This is a genomic window from Staphylococcus debuckii, assembly GCF_003718735.1.
In the GTDB taxonomy this organism is placed as follows: Bacteria; Bacillota; Bacilli; order Staphylococcales; family Staphylococcaceae; genus Staphylococcus; species Staphylococcus debuckii.
This window is the reverse complement of record NZ_CP033460.1, coordinates 1,955,526-1,976,092: the sequence shown is the minus strand read 5'-3', so window position 1 is coordinate 1,976,092 and position 20,567 is coordinate 1,955,526. Positions and strand designations below refer to the sequence as shown.

At 36.8% G+C, this 20,567-nt stretch carries 17 protein-coding genes; 13 read left to right on the top strand and 4 right to left on the bottom strand.

Going from position 1 to position 20,567, the window contains the following annotated elements; all coding sequences use genetic code 11:
- The first annotated feature begins 342 nt into the window (after positions 1-342).
- Together pglS and CNQ82_RS09440 are read left to right on the top strand one after the other, a co-directional pair.
- Positions 343-1,377, top strand: coding sequence for a 6-phosphogluconolactonase (pglS, locus tag CNQ82_RS09445; protein ID WP_123145053.1), 1,035 nt, complete (start codon positions 343-345; stop codon positions 1,375-1,377).
- A gap of 374 nt (positions 1,378-1,751) precedes the next feature.
- Positions 1,752-3,314 carry an SLC13 family permease gene (locus CNQ82_RS09440; protein ID WP_123145052.1) on the top strand — a complete coding sequence of 521 codons (1,563 nt, stop codon included), beginning with the start codon at positions 1,752-1,754 and terminating at the stop codon, positions 3,312-3,314.
- Between the two features lie 86 nt (positions 3,315-3,400).
- Here CNQ82_RS09440 and CNQ82_RS09435 read toward each other — a convergent pair whose 3' ends face one another.
- The gene (locus tag CNQ82_RS09435) at positions 3,401-4,513 is read right to left on the bottom strand and encodes a glycosyl hydrolase family 28-related protein (RefSeq protein WP_123145051.1); all 1,113 of its coding nucleotides are present in this window, start codon (positions 4,511-4,513) and stop codon (positions 3,401-3,403) included.
- 137 nt (positions 4,514-4,650) lie between these two features.
- On the opposite strand from CNQ82_RS09435, the gene CNQ82_RS09430 reads away from it, so the two are divergent.
- The 3 genes from CNQ82_RS09430 to CNQ82_RS09420 all read left to right on the top strand — a co-directional run bounded on the left by CNQ82_RS09430 (position 4,651) and on the right by CNQ82_RS09420 (position 7,790).
- Positions 4,651-5,202 (top strand): cysteine hydrolase family protein, encoded by a 552-nt coding sequence (locus tag CNQ82_RS09430; protein ID WP_123145050.1) that lies wholly within the window; start codon positions 4,651-4,653, stop codon positions 5,200-5,202.
- 75 nt (positions 5,203-5,277) lie between these two features.
- Positions 5,278-6,204 carry a manganese-dependent inorganic pyrophosphatase gene (locus CNQ82_RS09425; protein WP_123145049.1) on the top strand — a complete coding sequence of 309 codons (927 nt, stop codon included), beginning with the start codon at positions 5,278-5,280 and terminating at the stop codon, positions 6,202-6,204.
- 209 nt (positions 6,205-6,413) lie between these two features.
- Positions 6,414-7,790: an aldehyde dehydrogenase gene (locus CNQ82_RS09420; RefSeq protein WP_123145048.1), complete on the top strand. Its 1,377-nt coding sequence runs from the start codon at positions 6,414-6,416 to the stop codon at positions 7,788-7,790.
- 78 nt (positions 7,791-7,868) lie between these two features.
- Here the strand turns inward: CNQ82_RS09420 and CNQ82_RS09415 are convergent, their stop codons facing one another.
- The 3 genes from CNQ82_RS09415 to CNQ82_RS09405 form a co-directional block, all read right to left on the bottom strand.
- Positions 7,869-10,133: an ATP-binding cassette domain-containing protein gene (locus tag CNQ82_RS09415; RefSeq protein ID WP_123145665.1), complete on the bottom strand. Its 2,265-nt coding sequence runs from the start codon at positions 10,131-10,133 to the stop codon at positions 7,869-7,871.
- A gap of 128 nt (positions 10,134-10,261) precedes the next feature.
- Positions 10,262-11,071, bottom strand: a complete 810-nt coding sequence (locus tag CNQ82_RS09410; RefSeq protein ID WP_123145047.1) for a prephenate dehydratase — start codon at positions 11,069-11,071, stop codon at positions 10,262-10,264.
- A 33-nt stretch (positions 11,072-11,104) separates the two neighbouring features.
- A complete protein-coding gene (locus tag CNQ82_RS09405; RefSeq protein WP_123145046.1) occupies positions 11,105-12,178 on the bottom strand; it encodes a nitric oxide synthase oxygenase in 1,074 nt (357 codons plus the stop codon).
- 247 nt (positions 12,179-12,425) lie between these two features.
- Here CNQ82_RS09405 and CNQ82_RS09400 point away from each other — a divergent pair, with 247 nt between their 5' ends.
- From CNQ82_RS09400 to pcrA, 8 genes are all read left to right on the top strand, one after another.
- Positions 12,426-13,895 (top strand): nicotinate phosphoribosyltransferase, encoded by a 1,470-nt coding sequence (locus tag CNQ82_RS09400; RefSeq protein WP_123145045.1) that lies wholly within the window; start codon positions 12,426-12,428, stop codon positions 13,893-13,895.
- On the top strand, positions 13,888-14,730 hold the full coding sequence (gene nadE, locus CNQ82_RS09395; RefSeq protein WP_123145044.1) for an ammonia-dependent NAD(+) synthetase: 843 nt from the start codon (positions 13,888-13,890) through the stop codon (positions 14,728-14,730). Before CNQ82_RS09400 ends, nadE begins: the two co-directional genes overlap by 8 nt.
- 90 nt (positions 14,731-14,820) lie before the next feature.
- Positions 14,821-15,360 carry a DUF2179 domain-containing protein gene (locus CNQ82_RS09390; protein ID WP_371685342.1) on the top strand — a complete coding sequence of 180 codons (540 nt, stop codon included), beginning with the start codon at positions 14,821-14,823 and terminating at the stop codon, positions 15,358-15,360.
- Entirely contained in the window at positions 15,350-15,526 is a 177-nt protein-coding gene (locus tag CNQ82_RS09385; RefSeq protein ID WP_123145043.1) for an NETI motif-containing protein, read from the top strand. The genes CNQ82_RS09390 and CNQ82_RS09385 overlap by 11 nt, the downstream gene beginning before the upstream one ends.
- Positions 15,527-15,745: 219 nt before the next feature.
- Positions 15,746-17,044 carry an adenylosuccinate lyase gene (gene purB / locus CNQ82_RS09380; protein ID WP_123145042.1) on the top strand — a complete coding sequence of 433 codons (1,299 nt, stop codon included), beginning with the start codon at positions 15,746-15,748 and terminating at the stop codon, positions 17,042-17,044.
- Positions 17,045-17,162: 118 nt separating this feature from the next.
- Positions 17,163-17,465 (top strand): YerC/YecD family TrpR-related protein, encoded by a 303-nt coding sequence (locus tag CNQ82_RS09375; protein ID WP_095104475.1) that lies wholly within the window; start codon positions 17,163-17,165, stop codon positions 17,463-17,465.
- A gap of 216 nt (positions 17,466-17,681) precedes the next feature.
- Positions 17,682-18,371, top strand: coding sequence for a heptaprenylglyceryl phosphate synthase (pcrB, locus tag CNQ82_RS09370; RefSeq protein WP_123145041.1), 690 nt, complete (start codon positions 17,682-17,684; stop codon positions 18,369-18,371).
- Positions 18,371-20,566, top strand: coding sequence for a DNA helicase PcrA (pcrA, locus tag CNQ82_RS09365; RefSeq protein ID WP_123145040.1), 2,196 nt, complete (start codon positions 18,371-18,373; stop codon positions 20,564-20,566). Before pcrB ends, pcrA begins: the two co-directional genes overlap by 1 nt.
- The last annotated feature ends 1 nt before the right edge of the window (position 20,567 follow it).

The following is a 20,567-nucleotide window of genomic DNA, read 5'->3' as shown; positions in this document are numbered from 1 at the left end:
TATAATATATGTTTATTATGTTAGATTTATTGTTAATATTATATTTATATTAATTTAGTACATATAATGAATGGGGCCCATTTCACCATCCCTCTTCCTTGAGGGATGTTTGTTTCTAATTGGCTGCGTGGGATTTTTCGATAATCTGTTTCCGATTGTGAGTCCTTCAAAGATATCACCTGCTTGTGGTTCAAGTTGATAATTTTATTATACGAACATTTGTTCGCATTTGCAAGTTTAATTCTTAAATTTTTTTGAGCTGAGAATGGAGAGAAAAAACTGAAGTATTATCTTTTTTAGCGGGAATATCTTACAATGAATATTAATAAAGGAGGGTAAAAAATGACAAAATCAGGTTACATTGGATCTTATACGAAAAAAGAAGGTAAGGGGATTTACCGTTTCGTATTGGATGAATCGAAAGCTGCAATTGAAAAAGTAGAAACAGGATTTGAAATTGAAGCTTCGACATACTTAACAAGGAAAAATCAATTCTTATATGCGATTACTAAAGAAGGCGAACGCTGCGGTATTGCTAGTTTCCGCATTGAAAATGATGGCGAACTAGTATTGCTGAATAAATGTTTAGATTCTGTTGAAGGAACAGGATGTTATATTTCTGTATCTGATGATGGAGAATATTTATTTGAAGCGGTGTACGGAGCAGGCATTATTCGTTTATATGAGTTGGATTCTGCAACAGGTGAAGTAGTCAGCTTAATAGAGGAATTGAAACATAACTATAAAACAGGACCACATGAGAGACAAGATCATCCACATGTACACTATGCACATCAAACGCCTGATAAAAAGTTTGTAGCTGCTTGTGATTTAGGGACAGATCGTATTGTAAGTTATTCCTTTAATGAAAATGGATATGATGTCGCAGCCATTTCAGAGTTTGAAGCAGGTTTTGGTCCGCGTCATATTGAATTTCATAAAAATGGCAAATTCGCATATGTGGTGCATGAATTAGCCAACAAAGTCAGCGTGACTCAATATGTGAATGGTCATTTTGAAGAAATTGCTAATTATTCTACATTGCCTGGAGATTTCAAAGATGAAAGTAAGTTAGCAGGAGTCCGTTTATCACATGATCAACGCTATTTATATATCAGTAATCGTGGTCATGATAGTATTGCAGTTTTTGCAGTCAATGAAAAAGGTGATGAACTGGAGTTTGTAGAAATTGTACCAAGTGGTGATGAATTCCCGCGTGATTTCAACATCACAGAAGATGATAACTACTTAGTGTGTGCACACCAAGAAGGCGAGTATAAAGTTACTGTTTTCGAACGTCATCAAGAAAGCGGCAAACTGAGTTTAACAGATGGCCAACACCATGCAGCAGAAGGTGTTTGTGTTATTTTCGATTAATATAGAGGAACCGGGACACATTAAATGTCTCGGTTCTTTCTTATTAGATGTAGTATATTCGGCCAATTGCTCTGACAGAGGTTAATCTAAAAAGAGAACTTCAAAATATTAGAGACAGCAGTCTTTACTTCATGTTTCACTCCGCTTCTCACTACCTATCCAACATTACTTTTCACTCCCGAAACTCCTGCCCTCATCAATAATAAATATAAGTTATCAAAATACATAACCTAAAATTATGTATTCGTTTTCACGAAAATGTCTAAATATCCAGAAAATTATGATAAACTTAATAAAACAATAGCATATCTAAGCAATAGATATATTTATTTTATTTAAATAGATACACAGCTATTGAAAGAGGGGGGATTGTTATGCTGAAACAACATAACAGCAATTTTTTCATGACAGGCAGTCTGACATTCTTTTCCAATAAGAAGAAAAATAAGCCTTATAATTTAGGACAATTGATTGGGCTTATATTGGGACCTGTTTTATTTGCTTTAATTTTATTATTTGTACATCCAGAAGGTTTAGGTTACAAAGGGGTATTTGTGATGGCGAGTACAGCATGGATTGCTGTATGGTGGATAACCGAAGCTATACCTATACCAGCGACCAGCTTAATGCCGCTAGTACTGATGCCGATTGGACATGTTATGGATCCGGCTCAAGTTACTTCAGAATATGGCAATGATATTATCTTCTTATTCTTAGGAGGATTTATCTTAGCAATAGCAATGGAAAGATGGAACTTACATACACGGGTAGCTTTAATTATTATTAATAGTATTGGAACAAGTACAGGTAAAATATTACTTGGGTTTATGTTAGCAACAGGCGGTTTATCTATGTTCGTATCCAATACAGCAGCAGTAATGATTATGATTCCTATTGGTTTAGCAATCATTGCAGAAGCTAAAAAATTAAATGAGAAAGAACATCATGAGAAAAGTTTATCGAAATTTGAACAATCCTTAGTGTTGGCAATCGGATATGCTGGTACTATAGGCGGTATGGGAACGTTAATCGGGACACCGCCATTGATTATTTTAAAAGGACAGTATCATGCAGCTTTCGGACATGAAATTAGTTTCGCTAAATGGATGATTATCGGTGTGCCGACAGTCATTGTTCTATTATTTTTAACATGGTTATATTTGCGCTATGTGGCATTTAAACAAGAGTTAAAATATTTGCCTGGCGGAGATGCACTTATTAAAACGAAGTTGAAAGAATTAGGAAAGGTCTCATATGAAGAGAAAGTTGTATTCACTGTCTTTACTATAGCCAGTATTCTGTGGATTATCCGCGAATTTGTCTTAAAGCAGTGGGGGCCGACATCTTTAGTTCAAGATGGAACGATTGCAATGTTCGTGTCAATTCTGCTCTTCATTATTCCAGCTAAAAATACTAAAAAATATAAAAGAATTATTGATTGGGAAGTTGCTAAAGAGTTGCCTTGGGGCGTTTTAATTCTCTTCGGAGGCGGTTTAGCACTTGCAAAAGGTATCTCGGAAAGTGGTTTAGCTAAATGGTTAGGCCAGCAATTAGTAGCTTTAAATGGCGTTAGTCCGCTTCTCATCGTTATTGTTATTACGATGTTTGTTCTATTCTTAACTGAGGTGACTTCTAATACTGCGACAGCCACTATGATTCTGCCAATCTTAGCAACACTCTCAGTAGCAATCGGCGTACATCCATTGTTATTAATGGTGCCAGCAGCTATGGCTTCTAACTGTGCATACATGATGCCGGTTGGTACACCGCCGAACGCTATCGTATTTGGTACAGGTTTGATTTCTATTAAGAAGATGGCTAGTGTCGGGTTCTGGGTCAATATGATCAGTGCGATACTCATTATCTTAGTCGTTTACTTCTTAATGCCATTTGCCTTAGGTATCGATATCAGCGAACCGTTAAAACTAGTTAAATAAACAATGAAATGAAGGGATTGAGACGTAGTTAGATGTTTCAATCCCTTTTCTGCTTGGCCCCATACTATATATCCCAACTCTATTACTCACTTTAATACTAATATTTCGTTTGAAACATTTTTAAGTTTGACATGTTTGGATGATAGTGAAGGTTGCTGCACTATGAGTTGATCGATATCTTCTAAATGTAAGTGCTGGTGCGTTTCATTAAAAACATTATCTGCAACGATGACATCTTGATGTTGAATATTTTTATAATTGCGGATGTGGACAGCATCTTTTTTCATATTACCGTCGAAGCGGTTGTTAATGATATTCACGTGCGTTCCGCTTTGTGGACCGGTAATCCAACCTGATTGGATGTCAGCGGTATTTTTATCATCTTTAGTTCCGAGAAAACGAATACCGCCTGCGCAATCAATAAAGTGATTATCCATGATATAGACATCTTTAGCTTTAAGCGGAGTTAATGCATAATCTCCGGTTTGGTAAAAAGTATTTTTAAAAATAGAAAGATGTTCATAATATTGGTTATGACGTGTCGCGTGTGAACCGATAGCACGATTCCAACTGTTAAAGCTCGGTGTCTCGGAAGGACCGAAATAACATTCGGAAATAGAGACGTTTTTAGTAATAGTGCCATCGCGCGTACCGAATTTCGGGAAGGCGCCTGGAACTTGGATATCTAATTGGATGGCTTCTGAAAAACTGCGATCGCCCTTAATATCTAAAAAGCCTTCAAAGTTGCAACGTGTAATCATTAATCCGTCTACACCACAGGCATCGATGCCATGGCCGCCGACTACGTCTTTAATTGTGACATTATACAATACAATATCTTTTGCGTGCCCGATACACATCGCTGTATTGTTATCTGGAATACGTGAACCGTTCATATCGAAAGTTCCACCGATAATGCGTAAGTGTCCATTCCCACGATAACCATGATATTGACCGTAACGATAGCCGTTTTTCAACAAAGTATCTTTGCCGTGACGTTGCAGCACTGCTGCTTCATTTAAAAATAAAGTAGTGCCCTCAAAGATGGTTAGCGCGCGTTTAATATGATAAGTTCCTGCTGGAATATAAACAATGCTGCCTGGATGCTTTTTAGCTAAGTTGAGCGCTCGTTGCAAGGCTTTAGTATCTTTATGTTTATGTCTTCCGACGAGGCCGAATTGAACTGGGTTGATAATCATTTGCTGCCACCTGCTTTCCAAAGGTTTCTTTTTCAAAAAAATAGTAGGGTATGTATGGTCGATAAATTCTGTGAAGTAGGTTATTCTAAGTATAAACGAGATAGTATTAGTATAAACAAAAATGGGGGTTATGCATAATGGCAAAGCAAGCTTTGATTGTTGTGGATTATTCGTATGATTTTGTAGCGCCGGATGGTAAGCTGACTTGCGGTGAACCGGGGCAAGCAATCGATGACTTTATTGCTGAACGTATGGAGGATTTTGATGCAAAGGGTAATGAAATATTTATCATGATGGATCTGCATTATGAAAATGATGAATATCATCCTGAAAGCAAGTTGTTCCCGCCGCATAATATTGAGGGGACTTCGGGAAGAGAGTTATATGGCAAAGTTAAAGAGGTGTATAACAGTATCAAGGAGCATGAAAATGTTCATTTCTTAGATAAACGTCGTTATGATTCTTTCTTTGGTACGCCTTTAGATAGCTTATTGCGTGAGCGTGGTATCAAAGATATCGAAATTGTTGGAGTTTGTACGGATATTTGTGTATTGCATACTGCTGTTTCAGCGTATAATAAAGGGTATAATACGACTATACCTGAAAAGGGAGTGGCCTCCTTTAATCCGGCAGGTCATGAATTTGCACTAGAGCATTTTAAAAATGTATTAGGTGCAAAGGTAGAATAACCGTTTCAAATCGTGCTAAAATAGAATTAATTAGATATGAATTATAAAATTTAATGACAAGGAGTGTCTCAGGACATGGCAAGTACTTATATTTTCGGGCATAAAAGTCCAGATACTGATGCAATCAACTCAGCAATTATTATGGCTGAATTTGAAAGATTGAACGGAAACGATTCTGCGAAAGCTTATCGTTTAGGGGAATTAAATCCAGAAACACAATATGCTTTAGATTATTTTAAAGCAGAAGCACCTGAATTATTATCAGATGACTTAACAGATAAAGATGTTATCTTAGTTGACCATAATGAATTCCAACAAAGCGCAGACTCAATTGAAAGTGCGAATATTCTTCACGTAGTGGATCACCATAGAATCGCAAATTTCCATACAGCTGCACCTTTATACTACCGTGCTGAACCACTAGGCTGCACAGCTACGATTCTGTATAAAATGTTCAAAGAAAAAGAGTTCGAAATTAAACCGCAAATTGCTGGTTTAATGTTATCTGCAATTATTTCTGACAGCTTATTATTCAAATCACCAACTTGTACTGAGCAAGACAAAGCAGCAGCACAAGCATTAGAAAATCTTGCTGGTGTCAACGCTCAAGAATACGGTTTGGAAATGTTGAAAGCAGGCGCTTCAACAGTGGATAAATCACCAGTTGAAATTATCAATGCGGATGCTAAAACATTCGAAATGGGCGATTATTCTGTAAGAATCGGTCAAGTCAATACAGTAGATGTGAATGAAATTCTTGCACGTCAAGCTGAATTAGAACAAGCGATTACTGAAACTTTAAGTGGCGCAGAATACGACATTTTCGTATTGGTAGCAACTGATATTTTAAATAGTGATTCAACAATTCTTGTGCTCGGCAAAGATAAAGATAAAATTGCTAAAGCATTTGATGTAGAATTAGATAATAATACTGCTTTCTTACCAGGTGTGGTATCACGTAAGAAACAAATTGTACCACCGATTACTGCAGCCTTATCATAAGAATTGAATTATGGTCTGATAGGTAACGATAAATATTATTAGATTTATAAACTGGGATAAGTTAAGATGATGAGAATGAGTAATTGCATTCTTGCTTTCTGACTTATTCTAGTTTTTTATTTTTTAAAAAGAAGAAAATAAAAGAGAGTTAAAAAGGGTAAATAAAATAAACATATCAGGAATGCAAAACGAAGGGAGTATTAAAATCATTGAAAACGATTCAAGAACGATTTAATGACTGCCAAGGTTATTATAAAACCCAAATTACAAAGGATATCAAGTATCGCCGTAAGCAATTAAAAAATTTAAAAAAGGCTATTAATCAACATGAAAAGCAATTGTTGGCAGCATTGCATTTAGATTTAGGAAAAAATAAAGTTGAAGCCTATGCGACTGAAATAGGAATGGTCTTAAAAAGCATCAGTAGTGCGCGTAAGGAAATACATAAATGGGCTAAAACGAAACAAGTCAATACGCCTTTATATTTATTCCCTGCTAAAAGTTATATTAAGAAAGAACCCCTTGGAACTGTATTGATTATCGGACCGTTTAATTACCCAGTACAACTTGTATTTGAACCATTAATCGGTGCAATTGCGGCAGGGAATACAGCCATCGTCAAACCTTCTGAATTGACGCCGAATGTGTCGAATGTCATTGCTAAGATTATTGAAGATGCCTTTGAAGCAGCTTATGTTACTACTGTAGAAGGCGGTATCGACGAAACGCAGACTTTATTAAATCTGCCTTTCGATTATATGTTCTTTACGGGCAGTGAAAAAGTGGGCAAAATTGTCTATGAAGCAGCCAGCAAACATCTGACACCGGTAACTTTAGAATTAGGCGGCAAATCACCAGTTATTATTGATGAGACAGCGAATTTGAAAGTTGCAAGTGAGCGTATAGCGATGGGGAAATTTACTAATGCTGGTCAAACTTGCGTAGCACCAGATTATATTCTGGTTCAAAAATCAGTTCAAGATGAATTTATTCAAGCTTTACGTAAAACTATAGAAGAGTTTTATGGCAAAACTCCAGAAAATAGTCCGGACTTCGGCAGAATTGTGAATCACAAACATTTTGCGCGATTGCAGCATTTATTGCAAGACAGCACCGGAGATATTATAATCGGCGGAGAAGTCAATGCGGAGAACCGTTATGTGGCGCCGACAATTGTCAAAGATGTCAAAACAGACGATCCATTGATGCAAGAAGAAATTTTCGGACCGATTTTACCGTTGCTATCATATGATTCGTTAGATGAAGCCATCGACTTTATTGCAGCGCGACCTAAACCATTAGCATTATATTTATTCAGTGAAGATGAAAACTGTACAGACCGTATGCTGAATGAATTGTCCTTTGGCGGAGGCGCTATAAACGATACAATGCTGCAATTAGCTAACCCGAATTTACCGTTTGGGGGCGTTGGTGCTTCTGGATTTGGAAAATATCATGGCAAATATTCATTCTCTACATTTACGCATGAAAAATCCTATATTTATAAAACAACGCGATTAGAATCTGGTCTTATTTTCCCACCATATAAAGGGAAATTTTCATATGTCAAAAACTTATTTAAATGAATTTTAAAATAAGAGAGACCCTAAGGAGCGGGATATACCGTTTCCATAGGGTCTCTTCTTTATATTCATAATGATTTATTATTGGTTAAGATAGCCACGTAAATGTTTTGCGGTTACCGATTGATCTTCTTTCAATAAATCTTTCGGCAATCCCTCGAATAATAATTTTCCGCCACGCGAGCCGGCATAAGGACCAATATCGATTATCCAATCCGCTTCTGTCATCATCGTCAAATTATGTTCTATTAGGATTACTGTATTGTTGCGTTGGATAAGATGATTAAAGCTCTCTATCAGAATTGGAATATCATCTTCATGCAGACCAGTTGTTGGCTCATCAAAGATAAAGATTTGATTTTCTACTGAAGCTGATTCTGTTAAATAACGACTAAGTTTGACACGTTGGATTTCACCGCCGGAAAGTGTATCAAGAGACTGTCCGAGGGTCATATAGTCAAGGCCGGTAGCTTTTAAAGCTTGAAGCGGTTCTGCAACTTTTGGGTTACTGCTAAAGAAGTCTATTGCTTCATCCACAGTCAAAGATAAAATATCCGCGATAGAATAACCATCTACTTTAGCTTCTAATACTTCTGGACGATAACGTGTACCTCCGCACACATCGCATACTTGTGTAAAGTCAGGCATAAAAGCTAACTCAGTTTTTAAAACGCCTTTGCCGTGACATTCTGGGCAAGCACCTTCAGAGTTATAACTGAACATGCTTTTCTTCATGCCAGTTGCTTTACTGAAAAAGTCTCTGATATCGTCAAAAATATTTAAGTAGGTGAGCAGATTAGAACGACTGGAAGCATGTACAGGCTTTTGGTCAATAAAAGTAACATTATCTTGATTCTCAAATCCCGCATGTATCAAAGAACTTTTTCCTGAGCCAGCAACGCCTGTCACGACCGTCATAGCATGCTTTGGTAGCTCAACAGAAACATCTTGTAAATTATTTCTAGAAATATGTGATAAGTGAATTTTATCTTCATTTTGAATAGGGTGCTTTTTCAAAGTATGTTTGCGTCTTAAAGCTTTCCCAGTACTGGTGTCTGAAGAAAGTAAAGCTTTATAAGTCCCTTCAAAAGTAATTTCGCCGCCATTTTTCCCAGCAAAAGGACCTAAATCGATAATATGGTCTGCAATTTTGATCACATCTGGGTCATGTTCTACCACTAGAACGGTGTTGCCTTTATTCTTTAAAGATATAATAATTTCATTGATACGTTGAATGTCTTCAGGATGCAGCCCGACACTCGGTTCATCAATGATATAAACTAAATCACTGAGCGGACTGTTCAAATGACGGATTAATTTGATTCTTTGTGATTCGCCGCCTGATAAAGTTGTTGTTTCTCTAGAAAGTGATAAATAATTTAAACCGATATAACTTAATGATTTCATTTGTTGCAGTAAAGGTTCAATAATAAATTTTGCTTTTGGTGAATCGATTTGTTCTAAGAACTCAATGGCTTCATCAATAGGCAACGCAGTGAAATCTGCAATATCTAAGCCGTTAATTTTACAACTTAATACCTTTTGATTCAGTCGTTTACCATGACAAGTAGGGCAGACTTTAGAAGTTACCACACGATCGACATCACTACGGAATTTATTTTTTTCAAAGTTATCATTTAATAAAAAAGACCGTCTGAATCTGTGAATCAATCCTTCAAATTTAGCAGTGCGCGGCCAATTGCTAGGCGGATTTTTTAATTTAGTAGGTTCTGTATATAAGAAAGTATTCATTTCTTCTTCAGTATAATCTTTTAACTTTTTATCATTATCAAACAGTCCTGAGTACAAATAACGTTTACCGCGCCAACTATCGGGACGAAACGAAGGGAATTTAATTGCATCTTCATTTAATGATTTATCATAATCAAGCAACTCATTCAAATCAATATCTTCTACATAACCTAATCCAGAGCAAGTCTCACACATACCCTTTGGATTATTGAAGGAGAAGATATCGGAATAGCCGACGAAAGGTTCGCCGATTCTAGACCATAATAAACGCACAGATGCGTAAATATCAGAAATAGTTCCGACAGTAGAACGTGAGTTTCCACCTAAGCGTTTTTGATTAATAATCATAGCCACAGGCAGATTTTCAATTAAATCTACATCTGGTTTTTCGTATTGTGTCAATTGGTGCTGTATATAGGTTGAATAAGTTTCATTGAGTAAGCGTTCAGATTCAGCTGCGAGTGTATTAAATACTAATGATGATTTGCCAGATCCAGAACGCCCTGTAAAGACAGTAATTTCATGTTTTGGGATATCTACAGAAATATCCTTTAAATTGTTTTGTTTCGCTCCGTGTATACGGATAGTATCCATTTTTGCCATTAGTTTCACCTCTCATTGAGCTATATACCCTTAACATAATTGTCCTAAGTATTGAAAAATAATGATAAAACCCCTTTAAAACGGCCTCATTAGTGAGCTGCTCTAAAAGGGTAGTTGCTTTATATGCTTTTGTTGAAAGAGCCGATAAGTTTAACTTGATAATCTAAAGTTTCTAGTATTTTAATCACCTTATGCAATTCATCATTTAAAGGCGTGTCGGCTTGTACAAAGAAGTGGTACATGCCAAGCTGCGTTTTTAAAGGACGAGATTCAATCCAAGATAAATTGATATTAAAGATAGCAAACGTATTCAATATTGTCGCTAATAACCCGGCACGGTCTTCTTTCGGTGTAATGAGCAACATAGTATCTGTCGCAGTTTCTGACAGTTCCAATTGACTGCCGATGACTAGAAAGCGCGTCACATTATGTGGGAAATCTTCAATATTTTGAGCTAAAGCTGAAATATTGTGATTATGAATATCGGTCAATCCCATTGGAGCGATGGCACCAGTGTGCGCATCAATGTAATCTAAGCTTTGCACTGTGCTTTCTGTGTAACCAATTTGATAATCATGTTCAGCTATAAAATTGCTCGTTTGACTGATGGCTGGTGCAATTGAATACACTTTGTCGAGTTGAGAGCATTCTATACCTCGCAGACCATACAACGCAAATTGAATATTCAAATGTATTTCATCTAAGGCATAAATATTTTGGTTCGCTAAACCATCAGCAATAATATTAATTGTACCCTCGATTGAATTTTCAATCGGCACAATACCGATACTGCCCGGATAATCTTGTACAGCTTGTACAACCTCATACAGATTTGATTTCGGTATATAATCTGCTTCGTTTTCTGGCAGATACTTTTGAGAAGCAAGGTATGAAAATGTACCTTTCGGACCTAAATAATATAAATTCATCTGTAATTCCCCTTTGGTGATCTCAGTCACTGATTAATGGAAAGGGCAGCCTGTTTTTTCAGCTTTCTTTTTATAGAAAAAGTTCGGTTCTTTCATCTCATTTGAATAACCATGGTGGTAATTTGAAACGAGTGTAGGTGAAAGAGACGGCACTAGCCATGACCATTTTCCGGTTACTTGACGCTCTGCTTGTTCTTCATTGCGTTCAAAATGTTCAAACTGTTTCGCAGCTGTTAAGTGATCTACAATCGAAACATTGTGTTTTTTGAATGAATGATAAACAGCATCGTTCAGCTCAACGACGATACGATCTTTATTAAATGAAGTATTTTTAAGTGTATCAAATTCGAACGCTTCTGCAACCTTTTCTATCAAATTATAGCGATAACTATCTGTGAAATTACGCACCGCAATTTCATTAACCATATACCAACCATTGAAAGGTACGGTTCCATAAGTGATTCCGCCAATTTTTAAATCCATATTTGAAATAATCGGCACCGCATACCATTTAATACCTAATTCCTTTAACTTAGGATAGTTGCGGTGTTCGATAGGTACCTCGAGTACTAATTCTGGAGGCAGTTCGTACATGCGCATTTCTGTTTCATACGGCAACTGATAAATCAGAGGCAAGACATCAAAGTCTGTACCGGCACCTTGCCAACCGAGATGCTGGGCAAGCTTTGTAATCTCTCTTTCAGCCGGGTCGCCTTTATCCTCATAACCTGCGTAACGTATAAGTTGATTATTATAAATAGTGGGAGGCTGATCCGGAGAAAAAATAGTAATGTAAGATTTGATTTTGCCTCCGTTTGTGGCTTCTTTTAAATGCGTATCAATCGCTTCTATAAAATCTTCATTCGTTTCTACATCTCTGGCATCTTGAACAATCAATGTTTCCCAAAACAAGCGTCCGATACATCTGTTGGAATTACGCCAAGCCATTCGTGCTCCATATGTGAGTTCTTCGCTCGTATGTCGATAGGTTCCTGTTTCAGCAATTTCATTTTTAATTTCGTCCAAGCGACTATCAATTTCGCTTTGTGAATAGTTTAATTCGCGATACATTGTGTTAATAAATTCTCTCGCTTTTTCTAATAACATTCCGCATTCACCTCATCTATTATTATAGAATTTTTAACTAAAAAGCCCTAATAAAATTCCATTAATTATGCATGAATTTTTCACAAATTCAACAAAATTTTCACATCCACTAATATACTATTTACAAATAAAATCACACATGGTTTATTTTGATTTGCTGAAAAGTAAGATAAAGAGGGTGCTAACGTATTAAAGGAACAGTTATTGTGATAAACTAAACACAAAACGGTTGATTGGGGAGAAAGTTATGTATCAATACAAAGATGATAGCTTAATGCTTCATAATGATTTATATCAAATAAATATGGCGGAAAGCTATTGGTATGATAATGTGCACGAAAGAAAGGCAGTCTTTGATTTATACTTCCGTAAAATGCCATTCGATAGCGGATATGCTGTATTTAACGGTTTACGCAGAGCAATTCAATTTATTGAAAATTTCCATTTTACAGAATCAGATATTGAGTATCTTAGATCTATCGGCTACAAAGATGATTTCTTAGATTACTTAAAAGATTTACGTTTTACTGGTAATGTCAGAGCAATGGAAGAAGGAGAGGTTTGCTTCAATAATGAACCGCTTGTCAGAGTGGAAGCACCGTTAATTCAAGCGCAATTAGTAGAAACGATTCTCTTGAACATTGTCAATTTCCATACATTGATTGCAACTAAGGCAAGCCGCATCAAACAAGTGGCACCTGACGATACGTTAATGGAATTCGGTACACGTCGTGCCCAAGAAGAAGATGCAGCTTTATGGGGAGCAAGAGCAGCTATTATCGGCGGGTTTGATGCGACAAGTAATGTCCGTGCTGGTAAATTATTCGGAATTCCAGTTTCCGGTACACATGCACACGCTTTTGTTCAAACATATGGTGATGAGTATGTTGCTTTCAAAAAATACGCAGAACGTCACAAGGATTGTGTATTCTTAGTTGATACTTTCCATACTTTGAAATCAGGTGTGCCTTCTGCGATACAAGTTGCGAAAGAATTAGGCGATAAAATCAACTTCATCGGTATTCGTTTAGACTCAGGCGATATTGCGTATTTGTCTAAAAAAGCACGTCAAATGCTTGATGATGCTGGATTTACAGATGCTAAAATTATTGCTTCTAACGACTTGGACGAACAAACAATTATGAGTTTGAAAGCACAAGGCGCTAAAGTCGATTCTTGGGGTATCGGTACAAAATTAATTACAGGTCATGATCAACCCGCACTAGGCGCCGTGTATAAATTAGTAGCAGTAGAGGATGAAAACGGCGAATATCAAGACCGTATTAAACTCTCTAATAATGCTGAAAAAGTTACGACACCGGGTAAGAAAAATGTCTATCGTATTATTAATAAGAAAACAGGCAAAGCTGAAGGCGATTATATTACTATGGCTTATGAAAATCCATATGATGAAAAACCGTTGAAATTGTTCCACCCTGTGCATACGTATAAGAGCAAGACTGTTAAATCATTCGAGGCGATTGACTTGCATAATGATATTTATAAAGATGGCAAGTTAGTTTATGATTTACCAGATGAAAAGACCGCTCAAAACTTCTTAGAAAGCAATTTAAGTCATTTATGGGAAGAAAACAAACGTTTCTTGAACCCTCAAGAATACCCAGTCGACTTAAGTCAAGCTTGTTGGGATAATAAGCAACAGAAAATTTTCGAAGTGGCTGAAAATGTCAAAGAAATGGAGGAGCGTCATGAGTGAATTGCGCGATATCATTTTAAATGAGATGAAAGTGAAACCTGAAATCGACAGTGAGTCAGAAACACGCGACATTATTCGTTTTATTAAAACTTATGTTCAATCACACAGCTTTATTCAAACTTTGGTATTAGGTATTTCGGGAGGACAAGATTCTACATTAGCAGGACGTTTGGCAGAAATCGCGGTGAGCGAGTTGCGTTCAGAAGGACGTGATTGTCAATTTATCGCAGTGAAACTTCCATATGGTGTACAAAGAGATGCAGATGAAGTAGAAGATGCTTTAGAATTTATTCAGCCTGATCAAACGGTAACGGTCAATATTAAACCAGCAGTTGATCAAGGTGTGAAAGCTTTGGAAGAAGCGGGCTTTCATTTAACTGATTTTCAACGCGGTAATGAAAAAGCACGTGAACGCATGAAAGTACAATTTGCGATAGCAGCAAATACAAGCGGAATTGTTATCGGTACCGATCATTCAGCCGAAAATATTACAGGTTTCTTTACAAAATACGGAGATGGAGCAGCAGATATTGCGCCGCTCTTCGGTTTAGATAAACGCCAAGGCAGACAGTTACTAGAATATTTAGGCGCGCCGAAGCATTTATACGAAAAAATACCGACTGCCGATTTAGAAGATGATAAACCGCAATTGCCGGATGAAGAAGCGCTAGGTGTGACTTATCAAGCTATTGACGATTATTTAGAAGGACGTCCTGTCTCTGAAGCAGATCAGAAAAAAATAGAACAGCATTATTTACGTAATGCCCATAAAAGAGAGCTTGCTTATACACGATTTACATGGCCTAAAACTGACTCTGATAAAGAAAAAGAGTGACAAATTATTGAGCGACTGATAAAATAATGTGAATCAAAATTTGAAAAGAGGTTTGTTATATTGTCAGTTATATCAGCGAATCCTTGGCTGATGTTGCTTGCAATCTTTGTCATTAACGTGGCATACGTCACATGCTTAACAGTCCGTACAATTCTTACCTTGAAAGGTTACCGTTACATCGCTGCAGCGGTGAGTTTTGTGGAAGTATTGATTTACATTATCGGCTTAGGACTTGTTATGGCGAACTTAGATAAATTCCAAAATATTATTGCTTATGCTTTAGGTTTCTCTATCGGTATCATTGTCGGTATGAAAATTGAAGAGAAACTTGCTTTGGGATATTCAGTGGTCAATGTGACGACCGCTAATTATGAGTTAGATTTGCCTACACAGTTAAGAAATTTAGGTTATGGTGTTACGCATTTCCCAGCATACGGAAGAGATGGCGAACGTCTTGTAATGCAAATTCTTACACCTAGACGTTTTGAGTTGAAGTTGATGGATACCATTAAACAACTTGATGAAAAAGCATTCGTTATCGCATATGAAGCCCGCACACTCCATGGCGGATTCTGGGTTAAAGGCGTACGAAGTAAAAAATTAAAGGCCTATGATACAGATGAAATTTGAAGTCAGAGAAGATGAAACAATACAAGATTGTTTGAAACGTATGCGAGAAGCGGGATATATGCCTGTGAAACGTTTTGAAAAACCAGTCTATCGTGAAAATAATGACGGCAGTATTGAAGTAGAACGTCAATTTATTCAATTTGTCGGTAAAAAAATAGAAGAGTAAAGCTGTAAATGCAAGAAAGCTTGGGCTGGGACGAATTAATGTTCTAGTCCTTTTTCTTGAAAAAGTTCTGAAAATCTTTATACATTTGAAAAATATTCTGTTAAAATAGAGAGTATAAGGATAAAAAGTCGAACGTTTTTCAAAAAATTCAATGATAATGTACATATAAAGCGAACGATGGATATTTAAAAATCAAACTTTAAGATAGGAGTTTATGAAATGATTGAACGTTATTCTCGAGAAGAAATGTCTCAAATTTGGACAGACCAAAATCGTTATGAAGCATGGTTAGAGGTTGAAATTCTAGCATGCGAAGCTTGGAGTAAATTAGGATTTATCCCAGAGGAAGACGTTAAGAAAATTCGTGAAAATGCACGTGTAGATGTAGATCGTGCAAAAGAAATCGAATTAGAAACACGTCATGATGTAGTGGCATTTACACGTCAAGTTTCTGAAACATTAGGCGAAGAACGTAAATGGGTGCATTATGGTTTAACTTCTACAGATGTAGTAGATACTGCATTAAGTTATCAAATCAAACAAGCGAACGATATTTTAGAAAAAGACATTGAACGTTTTATCGAAGTATTAGCTGCTAAAGCCAAAAAATATAAATATACATTAATGATGGGTCGTACACATGGCGTCCACGCTGAACCGACTACATTTGGTGTGAAAATGGCATTATGGTATCAAGAAATGTTACGTAACTTGAAACGTTTCAAAGCAGTCAGAGAAGAAATTGAAGTGGGTAAAATGAGCGGGGCAGTAGGAACTTTTGCTAATATTCCTCCTGAAATCGAAGCATACGTTACAGAACATTTAGGCCTTGATGCAGCTCCAGTATCAACACAAACATTGCAACGTGACCGTCACGCTTACTATATTGCGACACTTGCTTTAATTGCTACTTCTATGGAAAAATTTGCAGTGGAAGTACGTGGATTACAAAAAACTGAAACACGTGAAGTAGAAGAAGCATTTGCTAAAGGTCAAAAAGGATCTTCGGCAATGCCGCATAAACGTAACCCAATCGGTTCTGAAAATATCACTGGTATCTCTCGTGTCATCCGTGGTTATATCACAACTGCATACGAAGACGTGCCTTTATGGCATGAACGTGACATTTCTCACTCTTCAGCAGAACGTATTATGTTGCCGGATGTGACAATCGCTTTAGATTATGCTTTAAACCGCTTTACAAACATTATCGACCGTTTAACTGTATTTGAAGATAATATGATGGAAAATATCAATAAAACTTTCGGTTTGATTTATTCACAACGTGTACTATTAACACTTATCAATAAAGGTATGGTACGTGAACAAGCATACGATTTAGTTCAACCTAAAGCTATGAAATCTTGGGAAACTAAAACGCCATTCCGTGAATTACTTGAACAAGATTCACAAATTACAGATGTATTAAGCAAAGAAGATTTAGATAAAGCCTTCGATCCTAAACATCACTTAAATCAAGTAGATACAATTTTTGAACGTGCAGGATTAGCAGACTAATTTGTATGTTATAATTTGATATAATAAAAAAACAACTCCTTTTCGTATTGGATTACTACACTTTAACGTATTAGTACGTTAAAATAGGTATGAATATATAGAACAGGAGTTGTTTGATATGCAAATTGAGAAATTACGAGGCAAGGCATTAGATGAGTTATTTGATGCGATTTTAACGCTTGAAAATAGAGAAGAATGTTACCAATTCTTCGACGACTTATGTACAGTCAACGAAATTCAATCGTTATCTCAAAGACTCCAAGTCGCAAAAATGATTAAACAAGGATACACATACGCAACGATCGAAAAAGAAACCGGTGCATCAACAGCGACTATTTCCAGAGTAAAACGCTCATTACAATGGGGCAATGATGCATACACAGTAGTATTAGACCGAATGAATATTGAAACAAATGAATAACGTTTGATATACACCACCCATTCCATTTAGTTTAGTGCGAATGGGTTTTATACGCCGTAAAACACTGGAAATAAGAAGTAAGCGGAAACATATTTTCATGGAATTTGAAAGTATATTTTTTTACAAAGCTTTAAAGATTTTCATATACATCAACTTAGAATCTAACCCCTAAAAATGATATAATCAAAGGTATGTTAAGAGAAGGAGAGCGTAGATATGTACGACATTAAAAAGTGGAAACATGTGTTTAAATTAGATCCTGCAAAGATGATTAACGATGAGGATTTAGACAAAATTTGCATGTCAGAAACAGACGCCATTATTATCGGCGGAACAGATAATGTAACTGAAGATAATGTGATTCAATTAATGAGCCGCGTCCGCCGCTACCCGCTTCCCTTAGTGCTCGAGATTTCTAATCTTGAAAGTACAATGCCCGGCTTTGATTTTTACTTCGTTCCGATGGTGTTGAACAGCCCAGATGTGACCTACCAAAACGGCATTTTACTAGAAGCATTGAAAGAATACGGGCACATGATGGATTTCGATGAAGTCATCTTCCAAGGCTACCTCGTCTTGAATCCTGATTCGAAAGTGGCAGTAAAGACACAAGCTCAAACCAACTTAGAGACCGAAGATATTGAAGCTTACGCCTTGATGACAGATAAAGTCTATAGATTTCCGATTATGTACATAGAATACAGCGGTACCTTTGGTGATATGGAAAAGGTGCGTGCCGCCAAAGAAACCTTGGAAGAGGCCCATGTCTTTTATGGAGGAGGTATATCCTCAATCAACGATGCGAAGGCAGCTGCGGAAGTTGCTGACACTATTGTAGTAGGTAATTTAGTGTATGAGGATGTAAAGCAAGCATTGAAAACTGTAAAAATAAAGGAGAAATCATAATGAATGCGTTATTAAACAATATGAATACGGAACAGAGCGAAGCGGTGCGCACAACAGAAGGCCCGCTTTTAATCATGGCCGGAGCAGGTTCAGGAAAAACGAGAGTCTTAACGCATCGAATTGCTTATTTGTTAGATGAAAAGGGAGTTTCTCCTTATAATGTATTGGCCATCACTTTCACAAACAAAGCCGCACGTGAAATGAAAGAACGTGTAGAGAAACTTGTAGGCGAAGAGGCACAAGCAATCTGGATGTCGACTTTCCACTCCATGTGCGTACGAATCTTACGTAGAGATGCAGACCGCATTGGGATTGAACGCAACTTTACGATTATTGATCCGACTGACCAGAAATCAGTGATAAAAGATGTGCTGAAACGAGAAAATATCGATCCGAAACGTTATGAACCAAGAATGTTTATCGGTCAAATCAGCAATTTGAAAAATGAATTGAAAACACCTGAAGATGCAGTAGCCGAAGCGACAGATTTCATGTCTGACATGGTCGCACGTGTATATGAAGGTTATCAACGTCAATTGTCCCGAAATGCAGCATTAGATTTTGACGACTTGATTATGACTACAATTACCTTATTCGAACGTGTTCCAGACGTCTTAGAATATTATCAAAATAAATTCCAATACATCCACGTTGACGAATACCAAGATACCAATCGTGCTCAATACACTTTAGTGCAATTACTCGCTCGTAAATTTAAAAACTTATGTGTCGTAGGTGACTCAGACCAATCTATTTACGGTTGGCGTGGTGCTGATATACAAAACATTTTATCGTTTGAAGAAGATTACCCAAATGCTAAAACGATTTTCTTGGAACAGAATTATCGTTCAACGAAAGTAATTTTAAATGCTGCGAACGAAGTGATAAAAAATAATACAGAACGTAAACCTAAAGGCTTATGGACAGCCAATAATGAAGGTAAGAAAATCAATTATTATGAAGCAGTGACTGAAAAAGATGAAGCACAATACGTGGTAAAAGAAATCATGCGTCAGCAACGCGAAAATAATAAAAGCTTCAATGATATGGCCATTTTATATCGTACGAATGCACAATCTCGTGTGCTTGAAGAAACATTTATGAAAGCTAATATTCCATACACAATGGTCGGCGGTCATAAGTTCTATGACCGTAAAGAAATCAAAGACTTACTCAGTTACTTACGTTTAGTGGCTAACAGTAATGATGACATCAGTTTGCAACGTGTCATTAATGTACCGAAACGCGGTATCGGTCCAACCTCTGTAGATAAAATTCAAAATTACGCACAACAGAATGATATCAGTATGTTTGATGCCTTGGCAGAAGCGGACTTTATCGGACTATCTAAGAAGGTAGTCAAAGAAGCGTTAGGATTCTACAACTTAATTTCTAACTTGATTAAAGAACAAGAATTCTTAGAAATCACTGAAATTGTAGAAGAAATCTTGGAAAAATCTGGTTATAAAGAAATGTTAGAACGTGATCAATCACTTGAATCACGCAGTCGGTTAGAAAATATTGAAGAGTTCATGTCTGTACCAATGGATTACGAGAAAAACACACCGTTAGAAGAACAGTCATTAATTAACTTCTTAACAGATTTATCATTGGTTGCTGATATTGATGAAGCAGATATTGAAAATGGCGTAACTTTAATGACGATGCACTCTGCAAAAGGTTTGGAATTCCCAATCGTCTTTATTATGGGTATGGAGGAATCTATCTTCCCGCATATTCGTTCCATTAAAAGTGACGATGAACATGAAATGGAAGAAGAGCGCCGTATTTGTTATGTAGCCATTACTCGTGCTGAAGAAGAGTTATACCTGACACACGCGACTTCTAGAACGTTATTCGGAGGCATTCAATCTAATGCTGCTTCCAGATTTTTAACAGAAATTCCAGAAGATTTGCTGGATAAGGGTAAAAAGAAAGAAAGCAGAATCGGTAGTTCCTTCGGTGATAAGAAACCTGCTAAACGCGGACCTAGCCGACGTGTTTCTAGAAACGCAGCAGTTGCTTCTAGCGATTGGCATGTCGGAGATAAAGTGATGCATAAAGCATGGGGTGAAGGTATGGTCAGCAATGTGAATGAGAAAAATGGATCAGTAGAATTAGATATTATTTTCAAGTCACAAGGACCGAAACGATTACTAGCGAATTTTGCTCCAATTGAGAAGAAGGAGGATTAAT

Bases quoted from the DNA above. Each gene is read 5' to 3' on its own strand.
- CNQ82_RS09410 (WP_123145047.1), bottom strand. From the start codon at position 11,071: ATGAATTTATATTATTTAGGTCCGAAAGGTACATTTTCATACCTTGCT.
- CNQ82_RS09440 (WP_123145052.1), top strand. From the start codon at position 1,752: ATGCTGAAACAACATAACAGCAATTTTTTCATGACAGGCAGTCTGACA.
- pglS (WP_123145053.1), top strand. From the start codon at position 343: ATGACAAAATCAGGTTACATTGGATCTTATACGAAAAAAGAAGGTAAG.
- CNQ82_RS09375 (WP_095104475.1), top strand. From the start codon at position 17,163: ATGCAAATTGAGAAATTACGAGGCAAGGCATTAGATGAGTTATTTGAT.
- nadE (WP_123145044.1), top strand. From the start codon at position 13,888: ATGAGTGAATTGCGCGATATCATTTTAAATGAGATGAAAGTGAAACCT.
- CNQ82_RS09385 (WP_123145043.1), top strand. From the start codon at position 15,350: ATGAAATTTGAAGTCAGAGAAGATGAAACAATACAAGATTGTTTGAAA.
- purB (WP_123145042.1), top strand. From the start codon at position 15,746: ATGATTGAACGTTATTCTCGAGAAGAAATGTCTCAAATTTGGACAGAC.
- CNQ82_RS09405 (WP_123145046.1), bottom strand. From the start codon at position 12,178: ATGTTATTAGAAAAAGCGAGAGAATTTATTAACACAATGTATCGCGAA.
- pcrA (WP_123145040.1), top strand. From the start codon at position 18,371: ATGAATGCGTTATTAAACAATATGAATACGGAACAGAGCGAAGCGGTG.
- CNQ82_RS09425 (WP_123145049.1), top strand. From the start codon at position 5,278: ATGGCAAGTACTTATATTTTCGGGCATAAAAGTCCAGATACTGATGCA.
- CNQ82_RS09400 (WP_123145045.1), top strand. From the start codon at position 12,426: ATGTATCAATACAAAGATGATAGCTTAATGCTTCATAATGATTTATAT.
- CNQ82_RS09430 (WP_123145050.1), top strand. From the start codon at position 4,651: ATGGCAAAGCAAGCTTTGATTGTTGTGGATTATTCGTATGATTTTGTA.
- CNQ82_RS09435 (WP_123145051.1), bottom strand. From the start codon at position 4,513: ATGATTATCAACCCAGTTCAATTCGGCCTCGTCGGAAGACATAAACAT.
- CNQ82_RS09415 (WP_123145665.1), bottom strand. From the start codon at position 10,133: ATGGATACTATCCGTATACACGGAGCGAAACAAAACAATTTAAAGGAT.
- CNQ82_RS09390 (WP_371685342.1), top strand. From the start codon at position 14,821: ATGTTGCTTGCAATCTTTGTCATTAACGTGGCATACGTCACATGCTTA.
- pcrB (WP_123145041.1), top strand. From the start codon at position 17,682: ATGTACGACATTAAAAAGTGGAAACATGTGTTTAAATTAGATCCTGCA.